The 12,382-nt window shown below is 61.5% G+C and carries 10 protein-coding genes and 1 pseudogene; 5 read left to right on the top strand and 6 right to left on the bottom strand.

What is annotated here, in order from left to right:
* The first annotated feature begins 72 nt into the window (after window positions 1-72).
* Window positions 73-831: a hypothetical protein gene (locus DLD99_RS21015; RefSeq protein ID WP_065261849.1), complete on the top strand. Its 759-nt coding sequence runs from the start codon at window positions 73-75 to the stop codon at window positions 829-831.
* 602 nt (window positions 832-1,433) lie between these two features.
* Here DLD99_RS21015 and DLD99_RS29665 read toward each other — a convergent pair.
* From DLD99_RS29665 to DLD99_RS21030, 4 genes and pseudogenes are all read right to left on the bottom strand, one after another.
* On the bottom strand, window positions 1,434-2,315 hold the full coding sequence (locus DLD99_RS29665) for a methyl-accepting chemotaxis protein (RefSeq protein ID WP_425273017.1): 882 nt from the start codon (window positions 2,313-2,315) through the stop codon (window positions 1,434-1,436).
* 27 nt (window positions 2,316-2,342) lie between these two features.
* A pseudogene (locus tag DLD99_RS29670) lies at window positions 2,343-3,395 on the bottom strand (methyl-accepting chemotaxis protein); the annotation flags it as partial.
* Between the two features lie 108 nt (window positions 3,396-3,503).
* Window positions 3,504-4,904 carry an aminotransferase-like domain-containing protein gene (locus DLD99_RS21025; RefSeq protein WP_114884785.1) on the bottom strand — a complete coding sequence of 467 codons (1,401 nt, stop codon included), beginning with the start codon at window positions 4,902-4,904 and terminating at the stop codon, window positions 3,504-3,506.
* Between the two features lie 192 nt (window positions 4,905-5,096).
* Complete coding sequence (locus tag DLD99_RS21030) at window positions 5,097-5,858, bottom strand: SDR family oxidoreductase (protein WP_085710959.1); 762 nt, start codon at window positions 5,856-5,858, stop codon at window positions 5,097-5,099.
* Between the two features lie 226 nt (window positions 5,859-6,084).
* Here DLD99_RS21030 and DLD99_RS21035 point away from each other — a divergent pair, with 226 nt between their 5' ends.
* The gene (locus DLD99_RS21035) at window positions 6,085-7,089 is read left to right on the top strand and encodes an NADP-dependent oxidoreductase (protein ID WP_007960373.1); all 1,005 of its coding nucleotides are present in this window, start codon (window positions 6,085-6,087) and stop codon (window positions 7,087-7,089) included.
* 64 nt (window positions 7,090-7,153) lie between these two features.
* On the opposite strand, the gene pyrF is transcribed toward DLD99_RS21035, so the two are convergent.
* Entirely contained in the window at window positions 7,154-7,852 is a 699-nt protein-coding gene (gene pyrF, locus DLD99_RS21040; RefSeq protein ID WP_162803507.1) for an orotidine-5'-phosphate decarboxylase, read from the bottom strand.
* Between the two features lie 295 nt (window positions 7,853-8,147).
* Between pyrF and DLD99_RS21045 the strand changes: the two genes are divergently transcribed.
* The 3 genes from DLD99_RS21045 (at window position 8,148) to xopAW (ending at window position 10,910) form a co-directional block, all read left to right on the top strand.
* Window positions 8,148-8,897, top strand: coding sequence for a response regulator (locus tag DLD99_RS21045; protein ID WP_114884787.1), 750 nt, complete (start codon window positions 8,148-8,150; stop codon window positions 8,895-8,897).
* The gene (locus DLD99_RS21050; RefSeq protein WP_114884788.1) at window positions 8,897-9,946 is read left to right on the top strand and encodes a sensor histidine kinase; all 1,050 of its coding nucleotides are present in this window, start codon (window positions 8,897-8,899) and stop codon (window positions 9,944-9,946) included. The genes DLD99_RS21045 and DLD99_RS21050 overlap by 1 nt, the downstream gene beginning before the upstream one ends.
* A 109-nt stretch (window positions 9,947-10,055) precedes the next feature.
* Window positions 10,056-10,910 (top strand): EF-hand domain-containing protein, encoded by an 855-nt coding sequence (gene xopAW, locus DLD99_RS21055; protein ID WP_114884790.1) that lies wholly within the window; start codon window positions 10,056-10,058, stop codon window positions 10,908-10,910.
* Between the two features lie 364 nt (window positions 10,911-11,274).
* Here the strand turns inward: xopAW and DLD99_RS21060 are convergent, their stop codons facing one another.
* On the bottom strand, window positions 11,275-12,315 hold the full coding sequence (locus DLD99_RS21060) for an AI-2E family transporter (RefSeq protein WP_114884792.1): 1,041 nt from the start codon (window positions 12,313-12,315) through the stop codon (window positions 11,275-11,277).
* Window positions 12,316-12,382: the final 67 nt, after the last annotated feature.

The raw sequence follows: 12,382 nt of genomic DNA on the forward strand, positions 1-12,382 counted from the left end.
TAGGCTCCCATATGCCGAGCTACTACACTCGCACGCGAACCCTATTAAGAGGTCTTACCGGTGACACCACTCATGATCACCCTGCTAGTCATAGCCGGGATCGCAATCTTGATCGCCATTGGCTACATGAACCATGTGGTGGAAAACACCAAACTGGAGAAGGCCCGCACCAAGGTCGAACTCAACGACCGCCTGCGCCGTTGTGGCGAACTGACCGAAACCTTCCCCGGCCAGTTCATGACTCCGGCCCTCAAGTTACTGATGACGCGCCTGGAACTGAACGTCTGCCAGCGCCTGCTGAATCTGGAAAAAACCAGCGCCACCACCAAGGCCCGCATCACCGAACTGAGCGCCCTCGTCGCCCAGGGCGAATCGATCCCGGTCAACAACCCGCCGGCCCCGATCCAGACCGAAGCCAAAGCCAAAGACGTGCGCTTCCTGCTCGAAGCCCTCCACGGCCAGATCACCCGCGCCGCCCAGGACGGTTTCCTGCCCCCGAACGAAGCCAAGCACTGGATCCGCGAAGTGCGCCATATCCTGGTGCTGCTGCACATCGAGTTCTTCAATAACCTCGGCCAGCACGCCCTGCAACAAAACCAGCCCGGCCAGGCCCGCCTCGCCTTCGAACGTGGCGTGCAATACCTGCGCAAACAGCAGGACCCGCAGATCTACGCCGAACAACTCCAATACCTGGAAAAACTCCTGGCCCGCGCCAACGCCCAGGTCATGGACAAAATCGCCCCGGTCGAAGGCGAAGAAAACCAGCTGACTGCCGGCCTCAAGGATGTCGAGGCGGATGCGGACTGGAAGAAGAAAGTGATTTACGACTGAGTGCAGTCAGAGAGAGAAGCCACCGAGAGGTGGCTTTTTTATTGGCTTCAAAGCAGAAGATCAAAAGCCCCCCTCACCCTAACCCTCTCCCTAAGGGAGAGGGGACTGACCGAGTTGTTTGGGAGAGGTACGCCGACGTGAAATACCGAGTTGAACTCGGGTTTTAAAACGCGTGCAACTCGACTCCTGCTGCTGCACCTTCTTCTGCTTCTTCTGCTCTGGCTTTGGCTCTCCACCACTCAACACGATGAGCGTTAGCTCGAGTACCGCTTTTGACGTACCGGCCCCATCGGAAGGCTGAGTGGAGGGATTCATCCGGGGGTGGGCGCGAAGCGACCGTGCGGCGAAGCCGCATGCATCGAGAGGAGGTGCAGCGAAGCAAACCGTAGGCGATGCCCCCGGATGAATCCCGGAGCGAAGGAACACCGAGCCAAAGCGAGGTGCCGAACGCAGGGGCCAAGCCTTTTGGTTCCTTTTTGGCGTCTGAAAAAGGGACTCGCCGTAAGGGCGAAACCGCCAGCCGCAACCCCCGAAGCAACGGATATTCACCCAAACCACCCCAAAACCTGGTCGGCCCAAAGGCCGCCAAGGTCAACCCCAAATCAAAGCCTGAAGTGCCCCACCATCCCCCGCAACTCACTCCCCAACTGCGCCAGCTCAACACTCGAAGCCGCATTCCCGCGCATCGCAATCGACGACTGATCCGCACTCGCCCGAATACTGGTCACACTGCGATTGATCTCCTCGGCCACCGAACTCTGCTCCTCGGCCGCCGCCGCAATCTGCTGATTCATCTGCTGAATCAACGAAACCGCCGCCGCAATACTCCCCAGCGCACTTTCAGTCTGCAATGCATCACTCACCGCCAGCTTCACCAGTTCGCCACTGCTCTGAATCTGCTGCACCGACGAATGCGCCGCCGAGCGCAAGGCACTGACCAGACGCTCGATTTCTTCGGTCGACTGCTGCGTACGCCGTGCCAGCGCCCGCACCTCGTCGGCAACCACCGCAAAGCCCCTGCCCTGCTCTCCCGCCCGCGCTGCTTCGATCGCGGCGTTGAGTGCCAGCAGATTGGTCTGCTCGGCGACGCTTTTGATGACTTCGAGCACCGTGCCGATGTTCTGGATTTCTGCACTCAGGCTTTCGATGCTCGAACTGGCCGACGTCGCCGAATCCGCCAGTTGCTCGATCCGCGCCATGCTCTGGCGCACCACCTGCTGACCGCTCTCGACCTTGTCGTCGGCGGTCTGCGCCGCAAGTGCGGCTTCTTCGGCATTGCGCGCCACGTCGTGAACGGTGGCGGTCATCTGGTTCATGGCCGTGGCAACCTGCTCGGTTTCCTCTTTCTGGCTGCTGACTTCCAGGTTGGTCTGTTCAGTCACCGCCGACAGTGATTGCGCGGAACTGGCCAACTGTTCAATGCCTGCCTGCAACCCGCTGACGATGTTGCTGAGGCCCGCGCCCATCTGTTGCATGGACTGCATCAACTGGCCGATCTCGTCACGACGAGTCACTTCCACCGTAGCACTCAAATCACCGGCGGCGATCCGCTGAGCGACCTGCATCACGCTGCGCAACGGCGCGACGATCAACCGGGTGATCACCCAGGCCGCAATCAGCCCGACCAGCAATGCCAGCGCCGACGAGCCGATGATCAGCACCGAGTTCTTCTTCAGCTCACCCTGCATCGCGACGTCCTGGGCGACATAGGCCTGATCGACCCGCTCCACCACCTGAGCGGCACGCTGATGCAGTTGCTCGTAGACGGTTTTTTCCTGAGCCAGAAGCCCGGTGTACTCGGCGAGCTTGTCATTGAAACCGGCAATGTGGCCTGACACCTCATTGAGAACCGTCAGATAACCTTCGTCCTTGACCGTGGATTTCAGTTGTTCGGCTTGCGTCTGGGCCTGGGCGGCCTGTTCGATGTTGCCCTTGGCGCTGTCGTCACCCTTGCGACTCTGATCCAGCCGCACCCGCGCTTCGTTCATGGCTTGCAGCATCAGGCGCGAGACCTGGCTGACCTGACTGGCCTGCTCGATGAACTGCGCCCCGTCCTTGCCCTCGCTGTCTTTCAGGGTGTAGGCGCCGTCATCGGCAAGCCCGGCCTGCAGGACGTCGAGGTTGTTGGCGACACTGGACACCGACCAACTGGCCATTTCCAGCGCCAGATCCTTGGCCTGGGTCAGCGACACGAACTCATCGAACGCCTTGCGATAAGCGCCCAGAGACTGCTGGACATCGTTCATGACCGACTCATTGCCCGGCGATTGGGCCTTGAGCTGATCGGCCATGGCGATCAGGCCATCCACACCCTCGTGCAACGCATCGGCGGTTTTCGGATTGCCGTGCAAGGCGTAATCCTGCTCCAGCAGGCGCACTTTCAACAGGCCACTGTTGAGCGAGGACATCTGTTTTAGCCCCTCGAAGCGCTGACTGATGGTCTGCAGGGACCAGACGCCGATGGCCGCCACCAAGGCAGTCAACAGCAATACCAGCACAAACCCGATACCCAGTTTTTTCGCCATACCGAGGTTGGCAAAACGTCCTTGCACGGCCGAAATCATTGCGCGTAGTCCCCTGCCAAAGTCTGTTGCCGAAGAGTCGCAACGGCCATGAACCAGCACAAGACTCTGGCGTCGGAATAATGGCAAAAAGCTAGGCCTGCGTCGTTTTCAGAACACTTGAGGTCGATCCACGGCCGTACTGCGAAAGAACTGCCGCGCCCTCGGATCGCAAGCATAGGCCACATTGATCCGCTGCCAGTCACTGGCTTCACCACTGGGACTGAAGGAAGAAGCGCATGCCAATTGCACACCATGATGCAAGGCCTGCCTGCGCAGGTGCTCGTCATTCGCCAGCGGCGAACGGGCCCAGATGAACAACCCGCCGGTGGGTTTGCCGAACACCTCCCAATCGGCATCCTCCAGCGCCTGCAGGGCCGCCGCGCGATCGATATTGAGCCGCTGGCGCTGACGCTGCACCAGTTTGCGATACGCGCCGCTGGCCAGCAGCGCCGCCAGAACGGCCTCGCTGAACCTTGAAGTGCCCATGCAACTGATCATCTTGACCCGCGCCAGTTGCTCGATCACCTCGTGGCTGGCCGACACGAAGCCTGCACGCAACGAGCTGCTCAGCGTCTTGGAAAAACTGCCGACGTAAATCACCCGCCCGTCCTCATCCAGCGCCGCCAGGCGCGTGCCGCTGCCGTTATGCAGATCAGCGTAGACGTCATCTTCGATCAGCCGCAGGTCATAGGCTTTGCTCAATTGCAGAATGCGCCGCGCCACGGCCGGCGCCAAGCAGCTCCCCGTGGGGTTGTGGTGGTGACTGTTGATGAACAGCGCTGCCGGCCGGAACTGCTGCAACAACGCCTCGAGCGCCTCGAGGTCAGGCCCGCCAGGCGTGCGGCGAACCTCCAGCATACGCACGCCGTGCAGCCGCAAGAGATCGAACAGCGGCGCATAACCCGGCGTTTCCACCACCACACAATCCCCCGCCCGGAACAGCGTGCGCACGATCAGATCGAGCCCGTGGCTGGCGCCGGCCGTCGTCAGCACACAATCTTCATCGGCGGTGATATCGAGCATTCCCAGCCGTTTGACAATCTGTTCGCGCAGCGCGGGGAGCCCGAGGGGCGTGTTGTAGTTGAACAGGCTGGCCATGTCGGTGCGGGCCACTTGGCGGATCGCGTAGGCGAGATCATCGGACTCTCGCCAGCTCTCGGGCAAAACCCCGTCGCCCAGTTTCAACCCGCCGCGCCGTTGCGGATCCGTATCACAGCCATGGCGCTCGCCCTCGAAAGCCGGACTGTCGAAAGATTTGCAACACGCCGGCAATGTGCTTGCGACCATGAACCCCGCCCCTTGCCGCGAGACCAGAACACCCTGTGCCACCAGACGTTCGCAAGCCTCCATGACGTACGACTGGCTGAGCAGATTCAATCGCGCAATCTGTCGAATGGATGGCAGGCGCGTGGCAGGCGGCACCTGTTCCTGCACGATCCACTCGATCAATCCATCCACAATCTGCTGTACGACCGGCACCATTGCCTGTCGGTCAATTCTCAATTCCATGAGTGCACAAACTCCTGTCCGTTTTGCCCGCAGCAGTAAATCACAGCCGCGCCGGTCAGGTTGTGCGACAAAACCGCCAAAACCCACTGTTCTAACTATTTGAAACACATTGTTTATCAATGACATGGAACCGGGCACAGACGAAAAGACCCGCTGTAGGGCGGGTCTTTTCCTGCATCAACAGATGCCTTTTCAGAACGCGGTCACGCCTCCGTCCACAGCCAGCGAATGGCCAGTGGTGAACGCTGCGCCATCGCTGCACAGGTAAAGCACGGCGCTGGCAATTTCCTCGACCTTGCCGATGCGGCCCACCGGGTGCATGGCGTTGGCGAATTCGCCTTTCTTCGGGTCGGCCTCATAGGCGCGCCGGAACATGTCGGTGTCGATCACCGCCGGGCAAACCGCGTTGACGCGGATTTTCTTCTTGGCGTACTCGATGGCGGCCGACTTGGTCAGACCGATCACCGCATGCTTGGAGGCGGCGTAGATGCTCATCTTCGGCGCAGCACCCAGCCCGGCCACCGACGCGGTGTTGACGATCGCCCCGCCGCCCTGGGCCAGCAGCAACGGCAACTGGTACTTCATGCACAGCCAGACGCCCTTGACGTTGACGCCCATGATCGCGTCGAACTCATCCATGGAGCCCTCGGCCAGTTTGCCCTTCTCGATTTCGATGCCGGCGTTGTTGAAGGCGTAGTCGAGACGGCCGTAGGTCTTGATTACCTCGTCCATCAGATTTTTTACTTCGCTTTCGACGGTAACGTTGCAGCGCACGAAGGTCGCTTCGCCGCCGGCTGTACGAATCAGCGCCACGGTGCCTTCGCCCCCGGCGGCATCCAGATCGGCGACCACCACTTTCAGACCTTCGGCGGCGAAAGCCTGGGCGGTCGCGCGACCGATACCGTTGGCGGCGCCTGTGACGACGGCGACCTGACCGGAAAACGTCATGCTCATTGTTATGTCCTCGAATACGGGGGATTGATGAAGGCAGCATAGCCACAGCCACCTCCCCGGCGGCAGCACTATCAGACGGCCGTTTGACCACCCATGAATCGCAGTGATGAACCCGTGCGGGCCACTATCACCCTGCTTGATCGGCCTGCATTCGCCTCGTCAGCCAACCTTGCGGCATCGCCGAGGACGGTCTATCAACAAGGCTTCATCCCGTTGAGTGCCTGTCATGACTAACCAGACCAATCGTCAGTTCCTGCTCGCCAAACGCCCGGTGGGCGCCGCCACCCGCGAGACCTTCACCTATCAGGAAGTACCGGTCGGCGAGCCGGCGGCGGGGCAGATTCTGGTCAAGAACGAATACCTGTCCCTCGACCCGGCCATGCGCGGCTGGATGAATGAGGGCAAGTCCTACATCCCGCCGGTGGGTCTGGGTGAAGTCATGCGCGCGTTGGGCGTAGGCAAAGTCGTCGCGTCAAACAATCCGGGGTTTGCCGTCGGCGACTACGTCAACGGTGCCATTGGCGTGCAGGATTATTTCCTTGGCGAGCCAAGAGGTTTCTACAAGGTCGATCCGAAACTGGCACCGCTGCCGGTTTATCTGTCCGCATTGGGCATGACCGGCATGACCGCCTACTTCGCCCTGCTCGATGTCGGCGCACCGAAGGCCGGCGATACCGTGGTGCTGTCCGGTGCAGCGGGCGCGGTCGGCAGCATCGCCGGACAGATCGCCAAGATCAAAGGCTGCCGGGTGGTCGGTATTGCCGGCGGCGCGGACAAGTGCAAGTTCCTGATCGATGAACTGGGCTTCGACGGCGCCATCGACTACAAGAGTGAAGACGTGCTGGCCGGCCTTAAACGCGAATGCCCGAAAGGCGTGGACGTTTATTTCGACAACGTCGGCGGCGATATCCTCGACGCGGTACTGAGCCGTCTGAACTTCAAGGCCCGCGTGGTGATCTGCGGCGCCATCAGCCAGTACAACAACAAGGAAGCGGTAAAAGGCCCGGCCAATTATCTGTCGCTGCTGGTCAACCGCGCGCGGATGGAAGGCTTCGTGGTGATGGACTACGCGGCGCAGTACGCCAGTGCCGCCCAGGAAATGGCCGGCTGGATGGCCAAGGGGCAGCTCAAGAGCAAGGAAGACATTGTCGAAGGCCTGGAAACGTTCCCGGAGACCCTGGGCAAACTGTTCAGCGGCGAGAACTTCGGCAAGCTGGTGTTGAAGGTCTGAAAACAAATCTGAAAACAAAGAAGGGAGCCATCAGGCTCCCTTCTTTGCATCTTCAGCTGTTCGCTCAGGCCAGTTCGGCAACCACCGCAGCCAGGGCCTTTGCCGGATCCGCTGCCTGGCTGATCGGACGGCCGATCACCAGATAATCGGAACCGGCATCCAGCGCCTGACGCGGGGTCAGGATGCGACGCTGGTCGTCCTGGGCGCTGCCGGCCGGACGAATCCCCGGGGTCACCAGTTGCAGCGACGGGTGCGCGGTTTTCAGCGCCGTGGCTTCCAGCGCCGAGCACACCAGACCGTCCATCCCGGCCTTTTCGGCCAGCGCTGCCAGACGCAGCACCTGCTCCTGCGGCTCGATATCCAGACCGATACCCGCCAGGTCCTCACGCTCCATGCTGGTCAGCACGGTCACGCCGATCAGCAGTGGTTGCGGGCCGCTGCGCTTGTCCAGCTCTTCACGGCAGGCCGCCATCATGCGCAGGCCACCGGAGCAGTGAACGTTGACCATCCACACGCCCATCTCGGCGGCAGCCTTGACCGCCATCGCCGTGGTGTTGGGAATGTCGTGGAATTTCAGGTCGAGAAAGACTTCAAAACCCTTGTCACGCAGGGTGCCGACGATTTCCGAGGCACAGCTGGTGAACAGTTCCTTGCCCACTTTGACCCGGCACAGTTTCGGGTCCAACTGGTCGGCCAGCTTCAGTGCGGCGTCACGGGTGGGGAAATCCAGGGCGACGATGATAGGAGTCTGGCAGGCGGACATGGATGGGCTCTCAGGCAAGTCGAAATCGGCGCGCATTGTAGCGGAACCGGCGGCGGCGCGGCACCCGATGATCGGTAAATCGTCGCGCCGGACGTGATCAGCATAGCCTTGCAGGGTATTGTGTCGAAGCCGATACACAACCGACACGCCGACAACATGCGTCCGCGCTAGCCTCGCCAGCCGCAACAAGTCCTTACAGCAGCCCTTCCCGCCTCACGGCCGGACGCCTATGCTGAAACCACAACCTCGCAGCCTATCTTTGTGGTTGGCGGCTTACTGGCAGATGAACAGCCTCATGCACAACTCCCATGTCTCCGTGAATGAAGAGCAGAAAGACGACAAGCGCTGGAGCATCCGCGCCCTGATCGTCGACGATGACGTGCCGATCCGCGAACTGATGATCGACTACCTGGCCCGTTTCAACATTCACGCCAGCGGCGTCACCGACGGCGCGGCCATGCGCCAGGCGATGCAGGCCGAGCATTTCGACGTGGTGGTGCTCGACCTGATGCTGCCCGGCGAAGACGGCCTGTCACTGTGCCGCTGGCTGCGCGCGGAATCGGACATCCCGATCCTGATGCTCACCGCCCGTTGCGAACCCACCGACCGCATCATCGGCCTGGAACTGGGTGCCGATGACTACATGGCCAAACCATTCGAACCCCGGGAACTGGTGGCGCGGATCCAGACGATTCTGCGCCGGGTGCGCGACGACCGCACCGAACAGCGTGCGAACATTCGCTTCGACAACTGGCGCCTGAACAGCGTCCTGCGTCAGTTGATCGCCGACGATGGTCTGGTCGTGCCGCTGTCCAACGCCGAATTCCGCCTGCTGTGGGTGTTCATCGAACGGCCGCGCCGGGTGCTCAGCCGCGAACAGTTGCTGGACGCCGCCCGTGGCCGCTCGATCGAGGCCTTCGACCGCAGCATCGACCTGTTGGTCTCGCGCCTGCGGCAAAAACTCGGCGATGACCCGAAAGCCCCGCAGTTGATCAAGACCGTACGCGGTGAAGGTTACCTGTTCGACGCACGGGACATCGGCTGATGCGGGGGCGCTTCGACACGCTGTTCAGTCGCCTGTTTGGCGTACTGTTCGTGGCGATTGTCCTGGCGCACCTGCTGGCTTTCGCCTGGTTCCACCATTACGGCCCGCCTCCGCCCCCTCCGCCGCCGGAATTTTCCCAGGGCGTCGAAGGACAACGTCCGCCACCGGATCCGCGCTTCGCCCACCGACCGCCGCGCCCCTGGTTCGGCGGGCCGCTGGTGCCACTGACCTTTCAGTTCATCTCGCTGATGATCGCTGCATGGTACGGCGCCAAACTCCTGAGCCGCCCGATCCAGCGTCTGAGCGACGCCGCCGAACGCCTCAGCGAAAACCTCGACAGCCCGCCGCTGGAAGAGTCCGGCCCGCGAGAGGCCCGGCAGGCAGCTCACACCTTCAACCTGATGCAGCAGCGGATTCGCGAACAGGTCCAGCAGCGCGCACGCATGCTCGGCGCCGTGTCCCATGACCTGCGCACGCCACTGTCGCGGCTGAAACTGCGCCTGGAACAGATCGACGACGACAAACTCCAGGGCCAGATGCGTCAGGACCTGAACGACATGATCGGCATGCTCGACGCCACCCTCACCTACCTGCACGAACAACGCACCAGCGAAGCACTGCAGATGATGGACGTGCAGGCACTGGTCGAATCCCTGTGCGAGAACGCTCAGGATCAGGGGGCCGACGTGCAGGTCAGCGGCCATTGCGCCCCCCTGGCGGTTCAGCCAATGGCCCTGCGCTCGTGCATCAATAACCTGATGGACAACGCCTTGCGCTATGCCGGGCAAGCACACATCGAGCTGCAGGATCAGCGCGAACACCTGCTGATCCGCGTCATCGACCACGGTCCGGGCATCGCCGCCGACAAGCGCGAAGCGGTGTTCGAACCGTTTTTCCGCCTGGAAGGCTCACGCAACCGCAACTCCGGCGGCGTCGGTCTGGGCATGACCATCGCCCGAGAAGCCGCGCAACGCCAGGGTGGCCAGTTGAACCTCGAAGAGACACCTGGCGGCGGCCTCACCGCCGTGATTCGCCTGCCACGACTGTAAGCCCGACTGTGTACCGTCCGGTACAAAACCCACATACCTGCGACACCTCACGCCTTGAGTCTGCAAGCGCCGGTTCATGAACCGGTTTTTCATTACAAGGAGTGAGCCCATGATCGGTAGCGTCAGCAACTACACGAGCTATACCAGCACCAGCAGCACTTCCACACAAAACGCCCGCAGCCAGCAACTGCAAAAGGAACTGTTCGCCAAACTCGACAGCAACGGCGACGGCGCGGTGGATCAGGACGAACTGAGCAGCGCCCTTTCGCAAAAATCCAGTGACGGTTTGCTGGTCAACCTGAGCAAACAATTCGGCGAACTGGACAGCGACAGCAACGGCAGCCTCAGCGCCGAAGAAATGGCCGCCATGGCCCCACCGCCACCACCCGACCACAACCAGGCCCCCGACACCGACCTGGCCGACGCCCTGATCAAAGCCCTCGACACCGACGGCGACGGCGCCATCAGCAGCGACGAACTCAGCAGCGGCCTGACCAGCGCCGGCAGCACCGCCGACAGCAGCAAAATCTTCTCGGCCCTGGACAAGAACAAGGACGGCGTCGTCAGCCAGGACGAACTCACCGCCAGCCTCACCCCGCCACCGCCACCACCCCGGGTATCCAGTGACGAACTGTTCAGCCAGCTCGACGCGGACGGCGACGGCAATGTGACGGCGACCGAGTTGAACAGTGTTTTGCAGGCCAGCGACAGCACCTCATCCTCCAACAGCGACACCAGCGCGGCGCTGCTCAAGGTGCTGGATAGCGACAGCAGTGGTGGCGTGAGCAGTGATGAATTGAAGGCCGCGTTACAGGCGGGGCGCCAGCGTCCGAGCGATGAACAGACCGCCAATGCCACTCAAACCACGACCGAAGCGTTGAACCGGATGATTGCCAATCTGAGCAAGCAGTATTCGCTCGGTAGTACGGCGTCGGTGGGCAAGTATTTGAATGTGGCGACTTGAGGTACATGCAAAAACAGGATGAGCGTTAGCTCGACAACGCTTTTGATCTTGATCCACCCACCCCTTCGGAAGGCTGAGTGGAGGTGTTCATCCGGGGATTGGCACGTAGTGCCGTGCGGCGAAGCCGAACTCATCGACGAAGTCGATGCCCCCGGAGGGACACCGGAGCGAAGGAACCCGAGCCTGCGAGGGCCGAACGCCGGGGCGAGCGTTTTTTGCTTACTTTTTTAGGCGCTTGTAAAAAAGTGAGTCGCCGTAAGGGCGAAACCGCCAGCCGCAACACCCGAAGAAACGGATATTCACCCAAAACCACCCAGAGCATGGCCGGCCCAAAGGCCGCCAAGGCTACCAAAGCCAAAAAGCCTCAAACCCGCCCCTGACTCTTGCTCCAATCCGTCAACAAACTATAGGCAACAGCCAAAAGCGTAGGCCCGATAAACAACCCGATAAACCCGAACGCAATCAACCCGCCAAACACCCCGAGCAACACAATCACCAGCGGCAGATTCCCGCCACGGCTGATCAGATACGGCTTGAGCACGTTGTCCACGCCACTGATGATGAACGTCCCCCAGATCCCGAGAAACACCGCCATCCCGTACTCACCCTTCCAGGCCAGCCAGGCCGTGGCCGGAATCCACACCAGCGGCGGTCCCATCGGAATCAGACTGAGCAGGAACGTCACGATCCCCAGCACCAAAGCCCCCGGCACCCCGGCAATCAGGAACCCGATCAGCGCCAGGATCGCCTGCGCCGCCGCCGTACCGATCACCCCGTTCACCACCCGCTGCACCGTACCGGCCACCAATTCGATGTAATACCCGGCACGGTCGCCGATCAACCGCTCCAGCAGGCTATGCACGAACGCCGCCAGCCGCGGCCCGTCACGGTAGAAAAAGAACACGAAGACAATGCTCAGGGTCAGCTCGAGAATCCCGCCGCCGATCTGCGCACTGCGTGCCAGCAGCCAGTTGCCGACCTGTCCCAGATAAGGCTTGAGCGACACCATCAACGCCGCGCCCTGCTGATCGACACTGTTCCAGAAACCGACCAGCCGTTCCCCCACCAGCGGAATCGTGCCGAGCCAGGCCGGCGCTTCCGGCAGGCCATCGACCTGCACATCCTTGATGAACACCGTGGCATCGCGCACGTGATCGGCCAGGTTGAACCCCAGCCAAACCAGCGGTGCCGCCACCAGCAGCATCCAGCCCAAGGTCAGGATACTTGCCGCCAGTGATTCGCGTCCGCCGAGCCAGCGCGTCAGCAGACGCATCAACGGCCAACTGGCGAATGCCAGCACCGCGCCCCAGAACAGCGCCGACCAGAACGGTGCCATCACCCAGAAACTGGCGCCGAACAACACCAGCAACAGGATCTGCACCAGCAGACGATCATTATTGGGCATGTGAAATCTCGAAAAAGTCAGTCAGGCAAAGAGTAGGCGAACACGCCGGGCATGTCCGCCCGAGACA

This window comes from Pseudomonas kribbensis (assembly GCF_003352185.1).
Taxonomy (GTDB): domain Bacteria; phylum Pseudomonadota; class Gammaproteobacteria; order Pseudomonadales; family Pseudomonadaceae; genus Aquipseudomonas; species Aquipseudomonas kribbensis.